The organism is Pseudocolwellia agarivorans, assembly GCF_002000085.1.
In the GTDB taxonomy this organism is placed as follows: domain Bacteria; phylum Pseudomonadota; class Gammaproteobacteria; order Enterobacterales; family Alteromonadaceae; genus Pseudocolwellia; species Pseudocolwellia agarivorans.
The window spans coordinates 120,740-146,545 of record NZ_MUZU01000010.1; the positions used below are offsets into that span (position 1 = coordinate 120,740).

General features: G+C 36.8%; 16 protein-coding genes. 10 read left to right on the top strand and 6 right to left on the bottom strand.

Annotated features, from left to right (window positions below; genetic code table 11):
* Nucleotides 1–38: 38 nt before the first annotated feature.
* The 7 genes from B0X80_RS15350 (at nucleotide 39) to B0X80_RS15380 (ending at nucleotide 13,286) form a co-directional block, all read left to right on the top strand.
* Nucleotides 39–1,496, top strand: coding sequence for a sulfatase-like hydrolase/transferase (locus B0X80_RS15350; protein ID WP_077341837.1), 1,458 nt, complete (start codon nucleotides 39–41; stop codon nucleotides 1,494–1,496).
* A gap of 55 nt (nucleotides 1,497–1,551) precedes the next feature.
* Nucleotides 1,552–3,015, top strand: coding sequence for a sulfatase-like hydrolase/transferase (locus tag B0X80_RS15355; protein WP_077341839.1), 1,464 nt, complete (start codon nucleotides 1,552–1,554; stop codon nucleotides 3,013–3,015).
* A 205-nt stretch (nucleotides 3,016–3,220) separates the two neighbouring features.
* A complete protein-coding gene (locus B0X80_RS15360) occupies nucleotides 3,221–6,931 on the top strand; it encodes a TonB-dependent receptor (RefSeq protein ID WP_077341841.1) in 3,711 nt (1,236 codons plus the stop codon).
* A 78-nt stretch (nucleotides 6,932–7,009) separates the two neighbouring features.
* Nucleotides 7,010–8,791 carry an Ig-like domain-containing protein gene (locus B0X80_RS15365; RefSeq protein WP_077341843.1) on the top strand — a complete coding sequence of 594 codons (1,782 nt, stop codon included), beginning with the start codon at nucleotides 7,010–7,012 and terminating at the stop codon, nucleotides 8,789–8,791.
* Nucleotides 8,792–8,860: 69 nt separating this feature from the next.
* Complete coding sequence (locus tag B0X80_RS15370) at nucleotides 8,861–9,904, top strand: family 16 glycosylhydrolase (RefSeq protein WP_077341845.1); 1,044 nt, start codon at nucleotides 8,861–8,863, stop codon at nucleotides 9,902–9,904.
* A 15-nt stretch (nucleotides 9,905–9,919) separates the two neighbouring features.
* Nucleotides 9,920–11,251 (top strand): family 16 glycosylhydrolase, encoded by a 1,332-nt coding sequence (locus B0X80_RS15375; RefSeq protein WP_077341847.1) that lies wholly within the window; start codon nucleotides 9,920–9,922, stop codon nucleotides 11,249–11,251.
* Nucleotides 11,252–11,456: 205 nt separating this feature from the next.
* Complete coding sequence (locus B0X80_RS15380; RefSeq protein WP_089024899.1) at nucleotides 11,457–13,286, top strand: SLC13 family permease; 1,830 nt, start codon at nucleotides 11,457–11,459, stop codon at nucleotides 13,284–13,286.
* 7 nt (nucleotides 13,287–13,293) lie between these two features.
* On the opposite strand, the gene B0X80_RS15385 is transcribed toward B0X80_RS15380, so the two are convergent.
* The gene (locus B0X80_RS15385) at nucleotides 13,294–14,001 is read right to left on the bottom strand and encodes a DUF6445 family protein (protein WP_076420060.1); all 708 of its coding nucleotides are present in this window, start codon (nucleotides 13,999–14,001) and stop codon (nucleotides 13,294–13,296) included.
* 483 nt (nucleotides 14,002–14,484) lie between these two features.
* Between B0X80_RS15385 and B0X80_RS15390 the strand changes: the two genes are divergently transcribed.
* From B0X80_RS15390 to B0X80_RS15400, 3 genes are all read left to right on the top strand, one after another.
* Nucleotides 14,485–15,000 (top strand): RNA polymerase sigma factor, encoded by a 516-nt coding sequence (locus B0X80_RS15390; protein ID WP_077341849.1) that lies wholly within the window; start codon nucleotides 14,485–14,487, stop codon nucleotides 14,998–15,000.
* A 14-nt stretch (nucleotides 15,001–15,014) separates the two neighbouring features.
* The gene (locus tag B0X80_RS15395; RefSeq protein ID WP_077341851.1) at nucleotides 15,015–16,064 is read left to right on the top strand and encodes a FecR family protein; all 1,050 of its coding nucleotides are present in this window, start codon (nucleotides 15,015–15,017) and stop codon (nucleotides 16,062–16,064) included.
* A 65-nt stretch (nucleotides 16,065–16,129) separates the two neighbouring features.
* On the top strand, nucleotides 16,130–19,090 hold the full coding sequence (locus B0X80_RS15400) for a TonB-dependent receptor (protein ID WP_175623959.1): 2,961 nt from the start codon (nucleotides 16,130–16,132) through the stop codon (nucleotides 19,088–19,090).
* 153 nt (nucleotides 19,091–19,243) lie between these two features.
* Here the strand turns inward: B0X80_RS15400 and B0X80_RS15405 are convergent, their stop codons facing one another.
* The 5 genes from B0X80_RS15405 to B0X80_RS15420 all read right to left on the bottom strand — a co-directional run bounded on the left by B0X80_RS15405 (nucleotide 19,244) and on the right by B0X80_RS15420 (nucleotide 25,753).
* Nucleotides 19,244–20,173: a metallophosphoesterase gene (locus B0X80_RS15405; RefSeq protein ID WP_077341855.1), complete on the bottom strand. Its 930-nt coding sequence runs from the start codon at nucleotides 20,171–20,173 to the stop codon at nucleotides 19,244–19,246.
* A 92-nt stretch (nucleotides 20,174–20,265) separates the two neighbouring features.
* Nucleotides 20,266–21,375 (bottom strand): hypothetical protein, encoded by a 1,110-nt coding sequence (locus B0X80_RS15410; protein ID WP_077341857.1) that lies wholly within the window; start codon nucleotides 21,373–21,375, stop codon nucleotides 20,266–20,268.
* A gap of 106 nt (nucleotides 21,376–21,481) precedes the next feature.
* Nucleotides 21,482–24,187 carry a TonB-dependent receptor gene (locus B0X80_RS15415; protein ID WP_077341859.1) on the bottom strand — a complete coding sequence of 902 codons (2,706 nt, stop codon included), beginning with the start codon at nucleotides 24,185–24,187 and terminating at the stop codon, nucleotides 21,482–21,484.
* A 338-nt stretch (nucleotides 24,188–24,525) separates the two neighbouring features.
* A complete protein-coding gene (locus tag B0X80_RS20470) occupies nucleotides 24,526–24,699 on the bottom strand; it encodes a hypothetical protein (protein WP_175623960.1) in 174 nt (57 codons plus the stop codon).
* 172 nt (nucleotides 24,700–24,871) lie between these two features.
* Nucleotides 24,872–25,753, bottom strand: coding sequence for an SMP-30/gluconolactonase/LRE family protein (locus tag B0X80_RS15420; RefSeq protein WP_077341861.1), 882 nt, complete (start codon nucleotides 25,751–25,753; stop codon nucleotides 24,872–24,874).
* Nucleotides 25,754–25,806 lie beyond the last annotated feature (53 nt).

The window sequence follows — 25,806 nt, forward strand, 5'->3', positions numbered from 1 at the left end:
ATTTAGGTCTATGAGGAGCCTGTCGGGGACAAAGAAAAATGATAATAAATAATTCATTCAAATCACTATCAATGATTGCCGCTCTTTTATGTAGTAGTTGTGCTATTGCTAGTAAAGCACCAGAGCGGCCAAATATTCTATTCATTCTTGCTGATGATTTAGGCTACGCAGATGTAGGGTTTAATGGTTCACCAGATATTAAAACACCAAACCTAGATAAATTAGCAAGTAATGGCACAGTATTCACTTCTGCGTATACCGCACACCCCTTTTGTGGTCCAAGTCGTGCAGGTTTATTAACTGGGCGTTATCCTCACAAATTTGGCTCACAATTTAATCTGCCTGAAAGCGATTCATCTGGCGGTTTAGGTGTACCTGTAGAAGAAACTTATATTAGTGATGTTTTACATAACTCTGGTTATTTTACTGGTGCTATTGGTAAGTGGCACCTAGGAGAAATGGCTGAACATCATCCAAATGTTAGGGGCTTTGATGAGTTTTATGGTTTTCTAAATGGTGGTCATCAATATTTCCCAGAAGAGTTTAAAGCCAGTGTTAAACAATGGAAAGCACAAGGTTTAGAGCATGCTATTCCAGGATACTTCCGTCCTTTAGAACATAATGGACAAGATGTGGATGAAAAAGAATACATCACAGATGGTTTATCAAGAGAAGCTGTAACTTTTATTGAAAAAGCCGCCAAGAAAAAAGATCAACCTTTCTTTCTTTATTTAGCTTACAACGCGCCACATTCGCCAATGCAAGCTAAAGAAGAAGACATGGCGATGTTTCCTGAAATTAAAGACAAAAAGCGTAAAACTTATGCAGGAATGGTTTATGCAGTTGACCGTGGTGTTAAAAAAATTGTTGAAAGTTTAAAAGCTACAGGACAATTCGAGAACACATTAATTGTCTTTACCAGTGATAACGGCGGTAAATTAAAGTTTGGCGCTAATAATTATCCTTTAACTGCAGGAAAAGGCAGTGTACATGAAGGCGGATATCGCGCACCTATGTTTTTCCATTGGCCAAACCAAGTTCCTGCCAATAAAAAATATACCTATCCAGTTTCAGCTTTAGATTTTTTCCCAACGTTTGCTGGTTTAGCTAACGCTGAAATACCCACATCAAAACAACTTGACGGAAAAAATATTTGGTCAAAGTTTCTTGCTAACGAAAGCGCAAGAAAGGGCGAAACTATTTTTGCTATGCGTCACCGATTGGGTTATTCAGACGTCTCTGCACGTAAAGATAACTGGAAAGTAATTAGAACGGCTAACGGTAAATGGCAGCTATTTGACGTTGATAAAGACATGGCAGAAAAACATGATTTAAGTGCAAAACATCCAAATATTGTACGTGAATTAGTAACTTCGTTAAGCACATGGAGTTGGACTCATGCAGATCCTAAGTGGTTTCATATCCATAAAGAAGGATACGAATGGCGTGAAAAATCAATGCCTCGTTTTCATGAGACATTTAGCTTAGATAAATAAAGGAGACAATAAGAGGTACTTTACTCATTATTCAAGTACCTCTTATCAAATACATATGAAAATATTACATTCAATATTACTTGTTTGCTTACTAGGAGCCTGTAGCCAAGAATCAGTCTCTCAAGAAATAGACAAACAACCAAAACAAAAAAAACAACCTAACATTGTTCTAATCTTCTCAGATGATGCAGGCTATGCTGACTTTGGTTTTCATGGCAGTAAAGTTATAAAAACACCTCATTTAGATAAATTAGCTAAAGAAGGTATGTTGTTTAAGCAGGCTTATGTATCTGATCCTACTTGTGGTCCTTCTCGTGCAGGGCTTATGACGGGTAAATACCAACAACGTTTTGGTGTTGAAGAAAACAACGTACCAGGTTATATGAGCCCTAATTCAGCCGCTGACGGTGCTGATATGGGAGTGCCTGTTGATCAAGTTACTATGGGGCAATACCTTAAAAAGCAAGGTTATGCCACAGCATATTATGGAAAGTGGCATCTTGGAGGTGCTGATAAATTTCACCCCACTAGACGTGGTTTTGATGAATTTTATGGTTTTCGTGGTGGAGCAAGAAGTTTTTTCGCGTACACCGATAAGAAAAAGCCACATGATGTTTTAGATTACAACGAACGTAATTTTGGTGAAATGGTTGAGTTTGAAGGCTATTACACTGATGTTTTAGCGGATGAAACTATTGACTTTATTGAAAGAAGCGCTAAAAAAGATGTGCCATTTTTTACCTTTGTGGCATTTAATGCTCCACATACACCAATGGAAGCAACAGAAGAAGATTTAGCGCAATTTCCTAACTTAACGGGTAATCGCAAAATTTATGCTGCCATGATGTTAGCCTTTGATAGAGCATCGGGTAAAATTTTAGATAAATTAAAAGAACTTGGTATTGACGATAACACTATTGTAATTTACACCAATGACAACGGTGGTCCAACAGACAAAAATGCTTCAAGTAACCTCCCATTAAGTGGTACTAAATCTAATCATTTAGAAGGTGGCCTTCGTGTTCCTTTTCTAATGAAGTGGCCAGGTAAAATCCAACCTAATACAACTTTTGATAATCCAGTAATGACCTTAGATTTACTGCCTACCTTTTTTGCTGCTGCTGGTGGTGATGCTACTTCAATTACTGATATAGATGGCGTTGATTTAATGCCTTATATCAATGGAACTAAAGAAGAGCGCCCTCATGAAGTGATGTATTGGAAAAAAGACGCTAGAGCAACGATTCGTGTAGGTGATTGGAAACTTATTCGTTTTCCTGATCGTCCAGCAGAACTCTACAAAATACCTGAAGATGTACGTGAAATTGATAACTTAGCGACTGATTACCCTGAAGTTGTTAAGAAAATGTATAAAGAACTGTTTAAATGGGAATCAACATTAGAGCGTCCACGTTGGTTACTTAAAAGAAAGTTTGAAAATGTTGATATCGATCGTATGGATAAGTACAGAGCAAAAATTTTAGAGAAAAAAGTAAATAAAAACAAAGTGGTTTTATAAACAAGAATAATCGATAACCTTTTTTCAAAGGTTATCGAGATTAATTGTTTGTAATATCAAACATCATATGTTTAACTAGGTGTTATCAATGCACTTGAAGGGTTTTGATAAAGAAAAACAAGGTGTCTAATTAAACACCGATTTTAAAACAAGGTAATAGCTATAACTATCTACCGAAAATACTAAAATATGTGGGGGAGACTACATGAAACACAATTTTAAAATTACAACGCTTTCAGCGGCTATTATGGCAACGTTTATCACGATGCCAACATACGCTGCTGAAGAAGCTGAGCAACTTTCAGAAATCGAAGTGAGAAAAGCTGAGCGTGATGCTAAAAAGCAACAGGCTGAAATTGAAGTTATTGAAGTAACGGGGTTTGCAGGTAGTTTACGCAAAGCAATGAACGCAAAACGCTTTTCTGATGGCGTTAGTGATTCAATTCATGCGGAAGATGTTGGTAAATCAACCGATCAAAACATTGCTGATGCATTATCTCGTGTAACAGGTGTAAATGTTCAAGAAGAAGGTGGTGAGGGCGCACGTATATCGGTACGTGGTGCTGGTCCATCAATGAACCAAATTCAGATGAACGGTGTAACATTAACAAGTGGTCTTTCTGGGGATGGTTCTGATCCAACAGCTGACCAATCTGTAGATTTAAGTGCTTTCTCATCTGATATTTTATCTTCAATCGATGTAGTTAAAACGGCTTCTGCAGATCAAGAAGAAGGTTCTTTAGGCGCAACTGTTCGATTAAATACAGTTAAACCATTAAATTTAAATGGGCCTCGTCGTAATATCACAGTTGAAGGTCGCTATAATGATTTTGCTGATGAAAGCGATACACGTATTAATGGTAGTTTCGCAGATAAATTTTTAGATGACACACTTGGTTTTGTTATTACTGCTTCAAGTGATACACAAAAAACTCGTCAAGATCGTGTTGAAACAGAGTGGGTTGAGGGATCTATTGGTATTGCTGACCTTAATGATAACAATGGCCGTAAAGCTACTGACTTAGCTTCAGGTAAAGCTTTACGTGTTCTTGGTTGGCAACGAGATGGTGATGGAAATTTATTACTTGATGACAGTGGCAATAGAATATCTAATTCTATTGATAGTTTAGTTGATTATAATCCTGATACTCAATTGGCTGTTGAAGGCGATTTAGATGTATTAGCACGTGATCAAACACGATTCTCGCTTAATACAGATGTAAGGAAACGTTTTTCAGTGTCAACAGGTATTCAATGGCAACCGACTGATGATACGGATATCCAATTAGATATAACTCATACTAAACAGCGAGTTGAAACTGATTATCATAACTTCAACCTTAACTTTGCGCCTAATGCAAATAGAAATGGTGATGTTGAAGATAATGCTGTTGACTTATCTACACGTACTCTAGCTAATTCAGTTAACCCTCGTTCAGCTGGTGCCTTTAACCGTAATCAAGGGGCTCGTGATGTAACAACTAATATTGTTTCACTTGCTTTTGAGCAAGGTCTTACTGATGATTTAGTAATGAATGTATCTGCAGGTTACTCAAAAACTGAAGATATAACCGATGGTTATGTTAGCTTATCAACGGCTACGTGGGGAACTACAACTGCTAACCTTATCGATTCAATATCTCGAGATATTGTTGAACCTGTTGGTTATAATTGTAGTACGTCAGAGTGTTCATTCGAAACAGGTGTAACGCCAGCAATCATTGACCCATTAGATGGTTCTATTACGTCTGCAACAAGTCGATTTAATCCTTTCGATTTAGAAGCTAATCATCTTGGTTCATTAACATTTCGCGATAACGAACAGATTGATACGAGTAAAAGTCTGAATGTAGATTTTAATTGGAGCCTTGATATTCTTAACTTTATAACGGGCGCTAAATTTGGTTTTAAATATTCAGACCGTGAAAAAGATGTATTTACACAAAATAGACGTATCACAACGGGTACGGCTTTAATTGATAGAACTAACCCTGATATTTCATACGCGACAACAGGTATGAACTCTATCGGTTTATTAGATATGATGTCTGGTGAAGCTTTTCCATACGACGATTTCGGCGAAGGTATTGTTGAACATAGAGACAATGCATTTTTTAATGGTTGGGCAATGCTTGATGCTAACAAAGCTATTGAACAATACTCAGGAAGAAAAGCTGGTACTGTTGGTTTAGATCGAAATAGTGGTGGTTCTCGTAATATTCAAACAGAAACAAATGCAGCATATGTTCGAGTTGATTTTGAAGCCTTAGATGGAGCTTTAACTGGTAACATCGGCTTACGTTATGTGAAAGACAAAAATGAAGCTGCCGGTGTAAGTAATATTAATTACTACCGCCCACCTCATGTACTTGACCCATATAATCTACTTATAGAACGCCGTTTAGGTGATATTGAAGGTTCTCAGCCATGTCCTGCAGCAGAAAGAGGTGTAGATCCTTCAACAGGTAATCTTGATACTCGTTGGGCTCCTACGAATGAATCAGAATTGTCTAATTGCTGGGATTGGGCATTAACACATGGTTTTGATTATACTAATGCTAAAACGATTCCGTATGTAGATGGTCAGTGGGTATTACCTGGCGGTGTATCAACTAACCGCATAACCAATATTGATTATAGTGGCGCAGTTCCAGTATGGACAAACAATAGTTTAACGCCATTACCAAACACCATAACTGATATAGATGGTAATCAAGTAGTGACTAAAACAGGTACACATTTAGGTTTTGCTTCTGCCGGTGTGGCTTGGCCTTATTTAGATCGTTCAACATCATTTACTGGTCCTAATGGTGATCAAGATTCATCGTATATTCGTGAGGCACCTGCTTCAGGTTCAGCAGAACATTCATTATTATTACCTAGTTTAAACTTAAACTATGCGGTTAACGATGAGATGATTGCACGTTTTGCAGTTTCTAAAACGATGACTCGTCCTAGATTTGATTCATTAAACCCAAGAATATCTTTAAATGAAAATATTTGGCAGCCTACTGCCAGTGGTCAAGCTGGTAATGCTGCTCTTAAACCACTTGAGTCTAATAACTTAGATTTATCTTTTGAGTGGTACTTTAATGAGGCAGGTTTATTCTCAGTTGCTTTATTCCATAAAGATATGAGTAATTTTGAAGAAACTGTAACAACACCTTTTTATTATAAAGATGTTCGTTCTGAGTATGAATTAGCTAACGGTAATTTGTTATTAGATTATGATGCTGAACTACAACCAGGAGATATAAATGAAGAGGGAGATAAGTGTTCACCTCATCGTTACCCTGGCGGTACTCTAGCAAGTTCTTGGCAAATAGAGTGTCATACTGCAAACGTGAATATTGTTAAGAATGGTAATGGTGCAAAAATCAAAGGTATTGAATTAGGATACACTCAAAATTATGATTTCTTACCAGGTAACTTATCAGGTTTAGGTTTAAGTATTAATTACACTTACCAGAACTCTGAAAAAGATGAGCAAGAAATAGGTACAACAGGTTTCTTTACTCAACCTTTACCGCAACCGTTAACACCAGAACATTCAGCTAACAGCACATTATTCTGGGAAAAAGACGGTATATCACTTCGTTTAGCTCACCGTTATTCGGGTAAGCAACTTGTTAATGATGGTTTAGTTGGAGGCTCAATATGGCAAGACTCTACAAGCCGTTTAGACTTTAGTTCTAGCTATAGAATTAATCAAATGTTAACAGTAACGTTCAATGCAACTAACTTAACTGATGACACTCGTCGTACGTATTATACCGCTTATGATACAAGAAATGATAACGGCGAAATTATTTTAGACGAAGGTAATGTTTTTGATGGTGGTGTAACTAACGATCGTACGGTTGCGGTTTACCGAAATGGTAGACAATTCCGTTTAGGCCTGCGTGGTACATTTTAATTAAAAAACTACATATTTTTATAAATTACTTAATGTTAAGTAATTACATCAAAAACAAATTATATACGGAGAAGTAAGATGAAAGTTAACTTACTAAAAAATGCAATTATGGTGGCAATGGCGTCATCGATATTAGCTGGTTGTGGTAGTGATAAAGGTGTTGATTATAATTTTAAAGCTGATAATCAAGTTGAATTTTCTGATGCTGAAATTGTTATTAATCTAAATGAAGATTCAGGAATACAAGTTTTAGATTTATTAGAAGGTGCTTCAGCAAATGGTAAGCCACTAAATTCTGAAGATTCTACAATATTTATTCGAGAATTTATATTTAGTACGCCTGATAATCCTGCATTTAGTACACCTCAGGCTACTAGTTCTGTAACAGGGCAAGCTACCTCACCATTTTTTATTGGTGAAGATCCTTCAAAGCTGGCTGTACAAACAGATGCATTTAAAGAGTTTTTACGCTTTTGTGATAGTACTGACGAAAGAGGGGCTTTAGACGCTGATGGTAATCCAACAGGAGATGGTATACCTGATTTTCCTACATCAATTAAATATAATGTTCAATTTATTGTAGATAATGGGTTCACATTACCCGCTGGTGAAGAAGCTACGCCAAGAGTAATGTCATTAACCATTAATGCCGTACCAGACCCTATAACAGGTGTTGCAGCAGCCGATTTAGATGTTCCAAGCGGAGGTTCAGCTCAATTAATCGCTCAACCTACTCCAGCATACTCATGTGATGATAAAACATTAACATATTCTATTGCTGATACGAGTATTGCGACAGTTGATAGTAATGGTTTAGTTACTGGTGTTTCTCAAGGACAAACAGAAGTTACGATAACTAGCGTTGCTACTAATTCAAGTACTACGGTCAAAGTTAATACTACACCAGGTTTTAACTTAGCCATTGTTAATCAAGATTTAACAGATTTAGGTACGCCTTCTGGCAGTAAAGAAGTGCCTTCATGTAGTTTTGCTGGTGTTAGCGTTGAGCCTACTATTGTTAATGACGATTTAACTGGTGAATATACATTTTCTTGGATGTCAGAGAATGTTGATTTACCATTTTTAAGTGAATATTCTGATGGAGCTTTTGGTGCAACAGGAGTTTTTAGTACAGGTACAAGTGCTAACGTTGGTAAAACAACGAAAGTAACTGTTGGTTACGATAGTGGCTATACTGGTGTGACTGCAGGAAATAATGTACTTTCGCAAGATGTTGAACTAACAGTGGTTAAAAATGATTTCTGTGAACCTGGTGAGTCTGCAAATGCGGCGGGTTGGAGAACTGACTTTAACTTAGATGGTGTTCCTGGTTGGACCGGAGCGTCTGCAGGTAGCCCTGCAAGTGTTACTGCAACTAGCATGGAATCACTTGACGGTACTTCTTTAGCGTTTACATCAACAAATGCAGAAACTACCAGTGCGGTTAATGGTGTTTTTAATAAACAAAGAAACTATTTAAGTGCTACTTATGGCTTAGGGGCTGACTCCATAGGTAAGAAATTTAAGTTTTCGGTTTGGGCTAAGTTAGACAAAATGCCGGCTGCACCTATTACATTGAAACATGTTCTTTTCCCATGGATTTGTGAAGGTGAAGGTTGTGTTACTGGACCTGGTTACGATAGACGTCGTGCTATAGCCAGTGCGCTAACAGCAGAGCTTAAAATGACAACAGATTGGCAGCTAGTAGAGTTTATTAATCCACTTACTAGCACACCTGTTTGGACTGTTCCAGATCATTGGAGCCTAGTAGCAGATGTTTTTCAATCTTATGAAATCGATGGTCTGCCTGTAGATGATATTTTATACTTAGATGCACAAACTGCAGTTTCAGTAGAATAATTTAAGTTAAACTTTTATTTAAAAAGCCACCTTTGGTGGCTTTTTTGTTATTTGAAGGAAATTTACAAAATGTTACTGATTAATAATAAATATTCACTGTTACTTTTATTCGTATCTATTTTGTCTGGATGTGGAAGTAGCAGAGATAACCCAGATACTATTGTTAAAAAAGATCCACCAGTTATCGAAAATCCTGCAGAACCATCAGTCGACAATAAAAACATCCCTCATCTTGCTAATGTTAATGCTGATGAATGGGAATATGTTGAAGTACTATCTGATGAGTTTGATGGTGGTTCTATTGATTCAACCAAATGGGATCATGATCTAGCTGATTGGGGACCATGGTCTTGGGAGCCTGAAAACACAACTCAACAGAACGGTAAGTTAAGTATTGCTATGACTTATGAAGAGCATACTGCACAGCGTAGAGCTTGGAATAATAATGGCGAACTAATAGATGTTGATATGTACTATAAGTCAGGCATTTTACGATCTAAAACATACCAAAGTTATGGTTATTACGAAGCTAGAATTAAAGGTTCACCAACATTTCCCGGTCATAGCCCTGCGTTTTGGATTTATAGCATTAACTCTGACCTAGTTGCAGAAGGTTTAGCCCCTACGAAAGAAGGAGATGTTGGCTATTCTGAAGTAGATATAGTTGAAATGCAGCAATCTAACTGGATACCCGGTACTAACGAGCAGTATTTTGGTCCTGAATTATTAGACATGAACCTGCATACACGTGTTATAGAAAACGGAAAATTAGCGTGGAAACGCCCCGGTGGATTTCCTGAGTTGACAAAGAATGAAGTACATGTTGATTTTGATCCAAGAGATGATTTTCATATTTATGGTGCAAAAGTCGATGAAAACTACGTTACTTGGTATTTAGATGGTGAACAGGTTGCTCAAAAACCCAATGTATATTGGCATTTACCTATGCGTGTAACTTTATCTTTAGGTTTGCGTCGCCCGCATGTTACTTATAATTGCTCTGGTGCTTTTCAAGGTTTAGACCGTTGCCCTGTGCCTGAAAATGCGACAGCGGAAGGTTACCCAAGTGCAATGGAAGTTGATTGGGTTAGAGTTTTTAAGAAAAAACCATAAACGAGGATTAACATCATGAAATGGCTTTATTTTAGCTCGTTGTTATTTACTTATGCTGTGCAGGCTGATGTTGTGCAAACTAATATCAGACCTGTTAGTGCACAAGAAGGAACAATAAGATGGCAAGAAAAAGGTAACCGTTCAGACACCTTTAATAGCCCTAATTTAGATAAGAAAAAATGGGATAACGCACCTAAAAGTTTAAATGTAGGTGCTTGGAGCTTCGATCAAAACAATGCGTTTGTTAAAGAAGGCATATTAAACATTGTTGCAACACAAGAAACACATACCAGACCTTTTAAAGATGTTTGTTTAAATGGTGCAACGGTTCAAAGAGAGCTTTTTTATAAGTCAGGTGCTGTTCGAACAAAAGCTGATGGTGTGTATGGTTATTACGAAGCCAGGATGAAAGGCGTTAAATTATTTCCCGGGTTAAGCCCTGCTTTTTGGTTATATAGCGATGGGCATCCTTTCGCTGACCGTCATGTCGAAGGAAGTGTTGACTACAGTGAAATTGATATTGTGGAACTTCAGCAAGCTGATTGGCATGGGCCAGGTATTGATGATGCTGATGCGATTAATGTGATGGATCATAATTTACATGCCCGTATTATTGGGAAAAATAACAAAGTTATATGGAAACGTCCTAAGCCCAACCCTGAGTCGCAGTTATTAAGATATGAAGCACCTTTTGATCCTTCAAAAGCATTTCATACTTATGCCGTAGAAAATAGAAAAGACACTATTTTTTGGTATGTTGATGGCAAGCTAGTAGGGCAAAAACCTAACTTATATTGGCATCGTCCCATGCATGTTATTTTGTCTATGGGATTACGTCGTCAATTTATTAAATATAATGCTAAGTGTCAGCGTGCTGATCCTAATCCTGCTCATGTAGTTACTAAAGGTTTCCCTGAAGATACTACGATGCAAGTTGATTATGTAAAGGTATGGGAAGCATTACCTTCACTTTGGGTTGAAGATAAAAAAGCAATTCAAGCAAAAAACTATAAAGTAGGGCAACCACTGAACGTTGAGCTTCATTACCATGGTGGTAGTAATAGCCACGTTGTTTTAAATAAGGAAAAAGGTTTAACCCTTGGCCTTATTGAAAAAAATGAAAAAGGTTTTGTACGCAACATTAAACAAGTTAACGATGCGAAGGTGGTCTCTGATAATCGTAAATATGGCGGAGTATCAAACTTGAGTTTACCACTCAATCACGTAACGCCATCAGCTTTATTACCAAAAGGGCACTACTATAGTTTAGTAGCATCGTTTAAATCATCTACTGGTGATCAAATCTTTTTAAGCGGGGGAATTTCGCATCTAAATATTATTGAATAATAGTAATGATGAAACAGAGCACATACCTTGAATTACTTGGTATAACGCTCTGTTTTATTAATATTTTCATATAACTTTTTATTGTAATCTCAGAAGTAAATAATTCTTTATAATTATTGCTAAGCCAAGTAACTCAAGCTAAGCTCTTGAATAGTTTTAACAATAAATTTTTATTTATTGTTATTTTTAAACACTAGAGGTTATTTTGAATATTCCTGACATCCCTAATAATCATGCACTAATGATGTTAATCATTACGGCTATTGCTTTATACATTTTTAGACGCGACGATATTCCTTTAGAAACCTCATCGTTAGCTGTACTTGTGCTTTTATGCTTAGTGTTTACTGTTTTTCCATTTGAAACCAGTACCGGACATTTAGAGGCATCTTCCTTATTTTTTGGCTTTGGTCATGAAGCCTTGGTTACTGTTTGTGCCTTAATGATAATAGGGCATGCATTAGTCAGAACTGGCTCTTTAGAGCCTGTAGGGCGGTATTTGGCTAAACTCTGGAAAATAAGCCCTACATTATCTTTATTACTTACGCTTATTATTGCCGGTGCTTTAAGTGCAGTGGTTAATAATACGCCCATTGTTGTTTTGCTTTTACCTATTTTAATGAGCGTTGCCATAAGAACTAAAACCGATTCTTCACCCATGTTATTACCTATGGGGTTAGCGACATTAGTGGGCGGTATGACCACTACAATAGGTACATCAACTAACTTACTTGTTGTAAGTGTAGCCAGTGATATGGGCTTGCCTAGAATTGGTATGTTTGATTTTATTGTGCCTGCATTAATTGCTGCCAGTATTGCTATTGCGTATTTATGGATAGTTGCGCCACGCTTATTGCCGACTCGATCGCCAACATTACCAGATACATCACCTCGAATTTTTACCGCTTACTTAAATATTAATGAAGAAAGCCAATCAAATGGTAAAACCGTTGCCGAGTTACTTAAGTTAACTGATGATCAAATGACGATAGAGTCAATCCAACGCAGCCCTGATAACCGTAATGTTATTCCATTGCCTGATACTTTGATTAAGGCTGGAGACAGGTTGCAGGTAAATGATTACCCTGATCAGCTAAAAGAATTTGAAACAGTTATTGATGCAACCCTTTATTCAGGGAACCAAAAAGTTGATGATGATCACCCTTTAAAAGAAGACAAACAAGTTTTAGCTGAAATTGTTGTTATACAAGCCTCAGGTTTAGTCGGTAGAACATTGAAAGATGCAAATTTCGCTTATCGTTATGGCGTTTCTGTGGTTGCTCTTCATCGTGAAGGCAAGGCGATGAAAATTGGCCGTCAGAGTATTGGCCACGTTACGATTAAAACAGGTGATGTACTTTTAGTGCAAGGTGAAGCTGAACAAATAGATGGCTTAAAAGGAACTCGCGGTCTTTTAATTATTGATGGTGCTGCAAGCTTACCTTATACAAAAAAAGCCCCTATAGCGCTTTTAGTTTTAGTGTTTGTTGTTATATCTGCCGCTGTTGGTTTATTACCTATAGCCATTAGCTCTCTTTGCGGCATTCTCGTGTTATTGGCGACTAAATGCTTAGATTGGAGCGAAATCTCTTCAGCGTTAAGCAGCCAAGTTATTTTAATTGTGGCTGCATCTCTTGCGTTAGGTTCTGCCATGATGCAAACCGGTGGGGCAGAATATATAGCACAGGTTTTTGTTGCTGTTTCATCAGGATTACCACCCGCCGGAATTTTATCCGCGCTTATGTTGTTATTAGCCGTGTTAACCAATATTGTTTCTAATAATGCTGCTGCGGTTATAGGTACACCTATTGCTGTTTCAGTTGCCACGCAATTAAATGTACCCGTAGAACCCTTTATTTTAGCTGTTCTGTTTGGTGCTAACTTAAGTTATGCCACTCCTATGGCTTATAAAACCAATATTCTAGTTATGAATGCGGGGGGGTATCGATTTTCAGACTTTATGAAAGTAGGTATACCGCTTATTCTGCTTATGTGGGTGGTATTATCGTTTCTATTAAGTTGGTTTTACCTTTAGTAGAAACCTAGTTGAACTCTATAAAAAAGTTACTGGTTAGCCTACCTGACCTTACATCATTGTTTACATCGTGTTGTGGATTTTCGATAAAAGCAGAATGAAGTAAGGTCGAAGGGTAAATTACTAAACGATTAGGTTTGTAATCAATAATATTTAATAATTCATAGTGCTCTGTACCTCGTGTAAAGTATTTTTGTTCTGGAGCACCATGGAGATCAAAAAAGTTTTGCGCTTCTTTCATGTATGTGTCTTTTCTTCCTTCGGTAATATTCTCAAATTGAGTTGGCTTGTGTCGATAAAAAGCCGTACCGCCAAATTCACCGGGGTTAATGTAATGGATTACGGCGAAGCTAAACATTTTGTTTGTATCATAATGAGGAATACATTGTAGTAAATTCATCTCTTTTTCATGCTGAGTTAATAATGAATAACTACCGTTTATAGGGTATAAAGTAAGATCTTTAGGGACTTTAAATACGTTATAAAAAATGGGAGCGATCGCTTTTAAAACTGCCATACCATAACCTTCACCAACAGGGGCCCGCACTCCAGGATAATAATTATTATGCTCTTGTCCATTTATGTAATTTAAAGATGCGGCTTCGTTGATAATATCTGTGGTATTTGCCATAAAATCATCAACAACAAAAATAGGTGTTTTTTCGTTACCAACATTAAAAAGGGCACCGTTGCTTTTTGAGCTTATTTCGAACATTTATTACTTCCTATATCTTATTGTTCTAGCCATCATATGAATATATAACTCAAATATCCATAGTAAATAATACATTTCCTGTTAATTCAATAAACTCTGCTAAGTGATTAATAAACAACACTGTCTTAAATATTTAAACGAACTGTCATAAAGTACAGGTAAGATAATTTACAGTTGTGCGTTAATTAATTTTCACACCATAAAAAACTTTTAAAATTTAAAAACTGATTAATATATTCACAGTTTTTGGGTTACATCACACACTAATAACTTATGGGTATCAGTGTAGTTACCGTTGTAATACCAAACGCATTAATGAATTGGGCTATTTTATACGAAGGATAAATGGTCAAATACAAGGCATTTATTTTAATAACTAGTTGTTCTAATTATTAAATAAATAACGATGTAATTGGCCATTTAAACGAGTATAAATGATCAATTGGTTATTGCGATTGGTATAAATAAGGTTATTGTTAATACATGGATATAAGTTCTTATATCGATCAACTTTATCGTGAGCACGGTAAAGAATTGAATAGGCTCGTACGTCGTATTTTTGGAATAGGACCACCTGATCCAGAAGATTTAGTACAAGAAGCGTTTAGTAATATGTTATTGAATAAAAATATACAAAATATAGAGCACCCTAAAGCTTACTTGGTCAGAAGTGCTATTAATCTAGGGCGAAATTATCAATCAAAGCATCACAGTAAAATACAAGACTTTATTGATGATGCTCTACAGAGCGTTGATGAGTCTATATCTCCCGAAGGCAGTCCTGAAGATATTTATAGTTTAGATGAACGTGTTAAATCAGTGACTACCGCCATAGATAAGTTAACCCATAAGCAAAAAGATATTGTTGTTCGTAGTCGCATTCATGGTGAAACGTACGAGCAAATTAAACAAAGTACGGGTTGGAGTTTGGCGGATATTAGTCGTCAGCTCAAAGATGCTTTACGTACTTTAGCATCTGACCATCACCATGAAAATTAAAAGGAAAGAGTGTTTTGACTACTAAAGAATTATCTCAGAATAGCGTTGAAGAGCAAGCAAATGCTTGGTTAGTGTGCCTTTATTCTGAACAGATAAGTGACGCAACAAAAGATGATTTTTTAACTTGGTTACAAGCATCAAAAAAGCACGCAAGCGTTTATAAACAAGTAGAGCAGGCTTGGAGAGATATCCCTTTAGCTGAAAACATTGTGGAGCATGAGTCTCTCATTGAACATAAAGGTACAGTGGCTGCTCAACCTCAGGTTAACGTTGAACAAATACAAGCTAATAAAGTGGTTTCAATAGCGAATCGCAGTCATAAAAAAATGAATACGTTGCTAGCTATTGCGGCCTCGTTAATTATTACTATCACTGGTTATACATTATGGTGGCCCCAAGCCTTACAAACTCAGCAATATGCAACTGCTGTTGGTGAATTAAAAACGATTACATTACCTGATAATAGCCTGGTTTATTTAGCGGCTAAATCTAGTTTTACGAGTTACTTTTCGGCAAACGAACGTAAAGTAAACTTAACCTCTGGCACGGCATATTTTGATATTGAACCCAATAAAAACAAACCTTTTCATGTGGTTGCAGGGGCAAGTGAGATTACTGTAGTAGGTACTGAATTTGAAGTACGAAAAGGGCAAGAGCATACCCGAATTTCGGTGACTGAAGGTGTTGTTTCGCTTTCTACTATCCTTCCATCTCATTCAAACACTATAGATAATCCATTAAAAGAAATGCTGACAGTAGGCCAACGTGCTTTTATGGCTAAAAATGGGGATTTAATCACTAAAAACCATGTTGAAAAAAACAATGTTGCCACATGGAAAAGTGGTCGTTTAATTTATTTGGATGAAAAATTAGATGTGATTGTTGAAGATGTAAATCGTTATCGTTCGGTGCCTATTATTATTAAAAGTGACGAATTAAAAGAGCTCACTTTTACGGCTTCTTTTGACGTTGATAAAAGTGAAGAAATGCTAACGGCGTTACAGCAATTACCTAACATTAATGTGGTGCGCGAAGCTCAAGCAATTTTTATCGTATCTGAGTAGCTCATCAACACAGAGCCATATTTGCTGTCTGTAATGAGTTATATAAGTTTATGTTTAAGGTGAGTATGAAACCATCGTTGGTGATTATTATTTGTTTGTTCCTATTGAATAATCATGATGTAGTCGCAAACACTTTAAACATTCGTCAGCAGCAAACCTTGTTGTTATTTTCTATTGAAGCGCAGCCCATGTCTGCAGCTCTTGCTGAGTTGTCATCTTTTACTCAGCAAACCATTCTGGCTTCTTCTGATCGTATGAAGCATCTAAAATCAAAAGAAGTTAAAGGATATTATACCGCTAACCGCGCATTAAAAATTATGTTATCTGGTAGTTCTTTACAAGCATCGTTTGAGAAAAATGGGGTTATTTTAGTAAGCGAAGTTAACCATATCAACACGCCTAAGGCTGTTCCTGTACTCAATAAAGTTATACCTCTTAAGCATTCATCGGAAATAAATGAAGTAGTAGTTACTGCTCCACGCTCGTCTTTGCAAAGCCGTTTTCAAGAAAAAAGAGATGCGGTAAATGTTATCGAAAGTATTGCCCTAGGCGATGACCTTCATTTAAGCGAAGTTAATTTAGCTGAAACTTTATCGCACATTCCTGGCATTTCTATTTCTAGAGATTCAGGTGAAGGTCGGCAAATATCTTTAAGAGGCTTGCAGGCTAACTATAGTCAAACACGCATTAATGGTTTAGAAGCTTTGTTTGCCACTGACTCGGGCGTTGATCAACGTGGTGGTGCTGATCGTACAAGAGGTTTTGATTTTAGTATTTTTGAACCTGAATTGTTTAACCAAGTTAATGTACATAAATCATATGCTGCGCATTTAGATGAAGGGGCTATTTCTGGTACTATTGATTTAAAAAGCAAACAACCTTTTGATTATTATGATCATTACTGGCATTCCTCAATGCAGATTAAAGGTCAATATAATCAATTAAAGCATAGTCGTAGCCCGCACATTTCTGCTTTTATTAGTAAACGCTCTGATAACTTTGGCGTATTAATCTCTATGGTATATGCCAAAGTAGACACAATAGAAAAAGGCTTTCATGCTTGGCAGTGGACTCAAGCAAATTTTAATGAAAAAAACATTGCTGATTCCGTAGCACCAGAAGTCACACAACAACTTATTAATAATCAAGGTGAAGATCGGGTTTTTGTTCCTGTTGGTAATAGCTTATCAGCATGGGGAAATATTCGTGAACGATTAGGAATGAACAGCGCGTTGCAATGGCAAGTCAGTGATAATAACACGTTGAGTGTTAATGTATTATTAGGAAAGTTAAAAAATAACCGTACCCATTATCAATTAGCAACAGCCGGGAGTAATGGCTTAATTGGCGATGTTAGAGGGCAGCAAGTTTTAACTGATGCTGAAATTATTAATCAAGACTTACTTTATGTGAAATTTGACCAACTAGATTTACGTACCGAACATCAGAGGCAACAAACAGAAACATCGTATTACCAAGTTTCAATTTCTGACGAACTGACGATAAGTCATAACTTAACCGCTAATTTTATTTTAGGGGTATCACACGCCGATTTTTCATCCCCTATTAATGACAAGTTATTTTTAGAGTCAAAAAATCAGCAAGTTGAACTTGATTGGCGAAGTGGTCTTTTAGAGAGTCATTATGGTTTTGACCTGACCCGTCCTGAACAATGGGCTTTAATGAGGAGTGATGTACGTGAAGATGCTTTTGATAATCGTTTTCATACTTTTAAGTCAGATTTTAGTTACCAAATAGCTCAACAATCAAGTTTTGAATTTGGCGTACATGCTAAGCAATATTCATCAGCAGGGTGGGAGCGTCGTTCTAGGGTCGACTGGCGACAAATAAGTGATGCACCTAAAGCAAACTTTACACTAACGTCGTTACCCTTAGTACAAGATTATACTGTTGCTGATCATCAAGCGACATTCGATACTATAGTGGAAACAGGTCTGCAATCACGAGAGTTAACGGCTGTTAATAATCGTGCGGGCACGGTTTATAATATTGAAGAAAATACCTTAGCAGCCTATGGTGAATATCAAACACAAGGAACTTTATTCAACAATGTTTTATCAAGCAACATAGGAGTGCGTTGGTTTACTACTAAACAAAGTGCTAGTGGGGAGTTAAATGAACAACTGTCAGCTAAAATATTAGACAAAAAACGTAACTATTCCGCATGGCTGCCTAGCATTAACTTAAGTTATCAATTAACGCCTGATTGGCTGATGCGTTTTGCGGCTAATCGTAATATTTCAAGACCTAATCTTAATCAGCTAAGAGCTTCTGCTGATATTAATGTTGCTGACTTATCTATCAAGTTAGGTAATCCAAACCTTAAACAATTTACTGCCAATTCACTAGACTTATCGTTTGAATATTACGCTGAGCAAGGTCATGGTGCCTTATCGTTTTTTTATAAATCGTTAGACGATCATATTATTGAGCAATCAGTTAATAAAACCTATAGAGAAACAGGATTACCATTAGCATTTTTGGCTGAAGACAGCAGAAGAACACCTGAAAGCGAGTTTACCGTTGTGCAATCTGTAAATGGCGGAAACGCTTATGTTAAAGGCATTGAATTATCACTGAATGCTAAATTTCCTATTCCGTTTCAACACTTTGGTATTTCAAGCAATATAAGTTTAACTGATGGAAAAACAACAATAATAAAAAATAATCAACAGATAGCGACTCAGCCGCCGGGTTTGTCAACGTTAGTTCACCATAGCCGTATTTATTATGATAATGATGATTGGGGAGTGAGTTTATCAGCCACTTATCGCGATAAATTTATTACAAGTGTTGGTCAAGCACAAAACCAAGTTGAGGGTTTTGACGAGAGCTTGTTTGTAGATTTTAGTAGTTTTTGTCGCATTAATAAGCAAGTGGAATTAACACTAGATGTGAATAATGTAACAAATGAAACCCTACGGCAATTTCAAGATCATCGTACTTTAGTTTCAGTACAAAGTGGTCGACAAATTACCGTAGGGCTTAAATATACCCTTAATTAATATGTTGAATTACCTTTATTATTTAAGTGACATCAACTTGGAATAAGCAAAGTTACTCAACAAGATATTTTGTCGCCTAATATGGTTTAGGAAAACAATGTTAAATATTAAGGTTTTGATAAATAGAACTTTTAATTAATTCGCTAACATTCATTAATCCGAGTTGAGGTTAAGCAATAACACCATGTCTTGTTGTCGGCCAACGCCATTAATTTTTATTTGTTTGTCACTAAATTCAACCGTGCTATAAGCATTTTCTGGTGTGTCGAGCATGGCTTTAAAAGTAACAAAATGAATCCCATTTTTTATTGCGTAATTACCGTCGTGATTATGACCATTAAACCACGCTTTAACGTTTTTATATTGGCTTATAACATCAAGCACTTCTTCAGCATTCCATAAGTTATGAGGGTTTTCCGGAAATATTGGAAAATGACTCAGTAATACCACATGTTTGTTATTATTTTTAGCTGAACTGAGTTGTTGTTTTAACCACTTTAATTGCTCGTCGCCTATGGCACCGTTCCAGTTTTCATGACCTTTATATTTCGTTTGGTATAACGCCAAATTGTGTTTGTGTTTCTCGGTGTTTTTAGGCCAGCCATAAGTACTCACATCGTTTCCGTCTAATGCTATAAATTGCCAATCGCCCAATGTAAAACTGTAATAACGAGCAGGCATGTTAAGTGTACTTGTTACATTATTTTTGTATTCATCAGCAATTGAAAATTCATGATTCCCAAGAACGTGATAAAAAGGCGCTTTTAAATGTTGAGTAATATTCAGTAAGGTATCAAAACTTTTAAAATCTTGATCAATAAAGTCGCCAAGATGAATAACAGATTTAAGGGGGTGCTTGTTTAAGTCGGTAACGGCCTGCTCTAATTTTTTAGGGCAGCTAGTATATAAACGCTGACCTTTATCTGGCTGATTAGCATATTGGCAATCGGCAATAATACCTAAAGTAAATGAATGGTCGGTTGACATATTGTTAGCTTGAGCAAATGAAGGCGATATTAATAATACGACGAATACCCATGCTTGGTTTAATAAAGTTGGCGTTAATTTTGTAACTAGTTTCATATAATTTACTTAGTAGTGAGTAAATGACAAAGCGCACTGAATACATATTCAGTGCGCCTATTAAGTTAAGCGTTATTAATGTTCAGACTACTTTATTTAGCAGAACGACATTCTCTAACACTTGATTTCCAATTGAAAAATGAACTATATGCATATTGTGCTCCTAAATAAGCCACTAAACGACCGTCTTTAGTTACACGAAAACCACTTGCGCCATCAGCACCTTTATCTGTTGGGCCAGAAGCATTACCTATAGTTGCTTGAGCAGCAGGTGTGTTGTTAGTTGATACAGTAAAAGTGCCATTACTATTAAAGTTAGCTTGATATGCTTTTACATGGTTACTACCAATATTAGAACCACAAACAGTGCCACCAGTATAAGAATGAACAACATACCACTTGTTGCTACTGTCTTGTACTAACTGAGCATTTTGCCCAATACTTTTACCACAACCTGTATCGCTTGGTGTGCGGTAATTATTGTTAATTTGAAAAGCGTTTAAATCAATATTACCTTCATCTGAAGTGTTATATTGAAACAGGTCGCTGGTTAGCGCTTTATAAGCAACACCTTTATCTGCGTTCATGTTGTGCAGCATTAGCCAAGTGTAGTTGCCACGTTGTGCTAGCCAAACATCGGTAATTTGGTTTAATTCATTTTGAGTTATCGTACCTGTTTGACCTAGGTTTTGTGTGCGGCTAAAGCCACGTACTCGTACTTTGTTTTCATTTTCTGAAGCGATAAAAAGGTAGCCTCTATCTCGTCCTGAATTACGTGGTGCAGGTAACCAAGCCATTCCTGACGGATGTTGTTCTGTAATTAAAAGTTTATCGCGTAAAGACATTGTTTTGTCTGAATTAACAATATCATTGCTGCTATCAAACATATTAGTGCCCATGGTAAAAGCTAATATTTGACCATAGTCGTTATTACCTGTTTCTGAATGATCAATAAAAGCGGTATGCGTGCCATCGCTCCATTGATGAGACAATTCAAAAGACTGATGATGATCTCCTATCTCTAAGGCGTGATCGCTTTCTGTATCAGCCTTAAAGTTTTGACAGCTATTTCCTAAACTATTTAATACATTACCAATGGTTTTATTGAGTTTAGGTTGAATATAATGATCATTTACCGCATAACTCGATGACACAAGTAATACACTACTTAATAACGTTAACGCCTTAACATGATTTTTCATTTTACTTTCCTTTAATAAAAAAATATAAACAGTAAGTTAGGTGATATAAGTACAGTGGAACAGGAGTGTATGGCTGAATACATTATGTATTCAGCCAAGGTTTTAGTTAAAATTGATAAGACAAACCTAACGCAAAGTTACGACCACTTTGTGTATAAGATTGTGTTCTGTGATCTAAGAACTGACGAATTCGTTCGTCGGTTAAGTTACTGGCTTCAAAGGTTACCTTGGTTTTTTCATTTACATTGTAAAATGCTTTGAAATCAACAAAGGTGGTGTCATCGTAACCGGCAACTATATTTTGCTCAGAACCTTCACCGCTAATGTATTCATCACGGTATGAACTAGATACACGAGCGCCCCAAGTATCAGTCTCATAGTAAAAAGTAATGTTGTGAGATAGTTCAGATAAGCCGGGAGGTGTAACTGAAATTTCTTCACCTTCGTTATATAAAGTGGTATCACCATCTGCAATAGTCACGTTACCCAACATACCAAAATTGTTAAAAGGTTCAGGTAGAAAATCAAAATCAACTTGAAAAGCCATTTCAATACCAGACACATCAGCAGAGTCGCCATTAATAGGCTGTGATACGCTAAATTCTGATTGAGCTGTTACTCGTGGATCAAAGTCTAAAAACGCTAAAGGATAACCCGTTTGGTTGTACGGTAATGTTTGTGACTGTTGAACAATAAACGAGTCCATTTCTTTGTAAAACACGCCTAAAGCAAAGCTCGAAGAGTCGCCATAATATTCTAATGACGTTTCATAAGAGTCAGCAATAAAACGTTCTAAATTAGGATTACCGGCATCAATGCGTTGATCTGCAACACCCACTTGGCCAGCAGCTCTTAACTGGTTTAAATTAGGGCGAGAAATATTTCGGTTAGCACCTGCTCGAATTATCCAAGTATCAGACAAATCTAAAACCACATTTATACTGGGTAATAAATCAGAGTATTTCTTTTCAAAGCTTGCTTGTTCAAAACCATTTCCGGTATTCACTTCGCCACTTGACGTTTGCTCTGTTTCATACCAACGCACACCAGCATTACCTCTAAATGGTAAGCCGCCTAATTCTCTATCCCATACGTACTGAGCGTAAGCGCCTATTGTGTCTTCTTCTAATTGATAAACGGTACCCGGTCTATTATGAGAAGCGTTTAATTCGCGAGAAATTTCACCGGTAGCAACCACACGATCAAAAGTCGCTTGGTTATTCGCAATGGCATAAGGGTGTAAAATTGGAATTTGTGTTAACTGAAAAACAGCTTCTGGAGCATCGGCTCTGTCTTCCCAGTCAACACGGTCTCTACGTTCAAAACCTGAAGATTCGTAGCTTTTAGACTGTACACCAAATTTAATTGAATCGTAGTCGTTAACTAAGTATTCAAAATCTACTTGGTAGGTATTGTATTCATTGGTTATTTCATCTTCACGCACATCTGTACGCATTAACGACCACTCGCTTTCATCGGTTATGTCAAAGTCGTATGTGTTTTGGCCATAGTCTGCATTACGCCAGTCAACTGAAAAGTCGTGTGCAACCGCTTCACTAAATACTTTATCGTGAATAGGTTGTGAAAAATCAGACTTTGATAAACCAAATAGGGTAGTTGCTAAAAGGTTTTCAGAAATTTCAAATTTACCTGTTAAAGATACTTGATGAAAAGTGGTTTCACTTAAACTAACTTTAGACTCTGTACGTAAGTCTAAATTTTTGAAAGAAGCATAAACTAAATCATCACCTTCAATAGCTGCATCAACTAATAGTTGGGTGTTGTTCACATCGCCAGTAAAGGCATTAGTACCAGCGGTAGATAGTTGGTTTTCAATACGGTCGTTTGATAATTTACCGTAAAGTACGTCTAAATCGAACGATACTTTATCAGACGGTTGCCACTGAAACGCACCTGTAATACCTGTACGCTGGCGAGTGTTTGCCCATGAAGCTATGTTGTTAGCACGAGGAACAAAAACACGGTCACTACCTGTAGCATTAACAAGTCTATCTCTTACTGCGGCATCTACTGAAGATGCTACGTTGTCGGCACCAAAGCTGGCTTGGCGCCAAGACCACACATGATAGCCTTCTTCTATGGTATCAACTTCTGAATAAGCAATAGATAGTAAGGCACCAAAATCACCCCATGTGTTTGATACTAACGCCGCAATACGAGGATCTGTGTTTTCTGTGCGATCGTTATGAATGCCTTTCACGCTAATGGCGCCGCGAGTTCCTTCTTCAAAATTATCAAATGGTTTCGCTGTATATAAATCAACGGTACCAGCAATACCACCTTCGTCTAGTGTCGCATTGTAAGATTTATGTACGTCAACTCGGCCAAATAATTCAGAAGCAAAAATGCTGAAATCAAAGTCACGCGTACGAGATGCGCCGCCACGTTGGTCAACGCCAGAGTCACTGGTAAATAAAGCTTCTAAACCATTTACACGAGTACGTGTAAAGTTTGGACCTAAGCCACGTAGTGATATTTGACGACCTTCTCCAGAGTCGCGAGAAATAGAAACACCAGGAATACGTTGTAAGGATTCAGCTAAGTTAGCATCAGGAAACTCGCCAATGTCTTCAGCTAATATACTGTCTTGTGAACCAATAGCGTCGCGTTTGATTGATTTACTTTTTAATATATTGGAACGAAACCCTGTAACAATAATTTCTTCAATAACTTGTTGATCAGCTTGCTCTGTTTTAGTTTCTTCAGCAGACGTTGCATACGATGTAAGTACTAAAGAACCAGTAATTAACCCAATACAGGTAGTGAGTTTATTAAACGAAAATGGGATCATGTTTTTATGTCTCTATGTTAGTTTTATTTAAATCAAATAAAGGTTTATTTGTGTTTCAACGTTGAACACATAGACAAGACAAATTCAGCGAATAAATTTTCCAGAAAAAATGAAGTTTAATAAAACGTTAACATAAGGGATGATGTGTTTTTGTTTTATTTTGTTGATATATAATGACTTTTTGGTGTTTTTATGTTTTTCATAAAAAAGTGAAATATTTGGAAAATTTATAATAAAGGCATTAAATTGATGGGAGTAGTAGCTGAATAAACAAGTTGAATAGAAAGATTAAATAGTAAAATGTACGTCTGGGATTGTTGTTTTTAAGATTAGATTTATTATTTCATTTTTTTACAAACAAGCATTAAAAAAGTGAATAACATTCCCATAAAACCTATGCTACCACCACTTGAGCCTTTAGCTTCAGGTTGGGGTGTAGAATCTGTTTTTAGTTCTGGTTCAGGAGTTGGTGTTGTATCAGGTTCTGGCGCTGCTGTAGGTTCAGGACTCACCAGCGATACTTCAAATAGCTTAGTTTCACGCAGTGCTAACGTTATCTATTGGGTTTTAAAAATAATATATACAAGGTTTTATTGTAAAGTTAAGTAAAGATGGAGAAATGTGAGCTAGAAAATGAAATGTTTATTTGATTTTCTAGCGTTAATTTATTGCAGATATTAAGCGTTATACAAGTTTGGTTTTAAAAGGAGCTAGGCCCGCAACATCAACTTGGAATAGAAAGGTGTTACCTGAATGTGCTTCGTGTTCCATGTCGAGCTCTGCGGTGGTTACTAAGAGTGTTTTTAAATCTTTTCCGCCAAAGCATAAACTGGTTACGCGGGTTGTTGGTACTTCAAAAAAGTCGACGAGTTCACCTTGAGGAGAAATTCTTACAACACCTTTGCCATCCCAACGCGCATTCCAAATATAACCTTCGCTGTCGCATGCTCCACCGTCAGGTCCGCCATATTTTTCGTCTAGCTTATTTAGTAATTTAGGTTTGCCTACTGTCGATTTTTCAGTATCAAAATCACAGGCGTAAATTTCACCTTTCATTGAATCAGCATAGTAAAATATTTTATTATCAGGTGAGAAGGTGGCTAAGTTGAATACACCTATGCTATCACCTTCGATAGTGCTTTCTGACTCTTTTACACTAAATAATCGACCATCAAAATCAACAGGTACGTCTTGACCATTTTCGTCAGGTGTCATGGTAATAGAACCAATTAAAAGGTTTCCGTTACAGTCTACCGTGCCGTCGTTTAATCTAAGAGTTTTGTCTGGTTCTATATCGCGCCATAGTTCCCATGTTTGTTGCTCAAGGTTGAATAGATATAAACCATCAAACAAAGTCACTAATAATACATTAGGTTGTTGTGTTAAAAACACGTTGGCAGGGTTGTTAGGTGTTTCGAACTTTTCAACAGTGTCAGTTTCAACACTGTATTTGTAAAGATTAGGTTTGGTGATATCAATCCAGTAAAAGGCATTGTCATCGGCAGACCAAACACAACCTTCGCCTAGACCACATTTTGAAGGAATATTTTTAATTAAAGAAAACATACGTGTTATCCATTATTCTTTGTTAGTTAATTGGTGTTAATCATGAAAAAGGC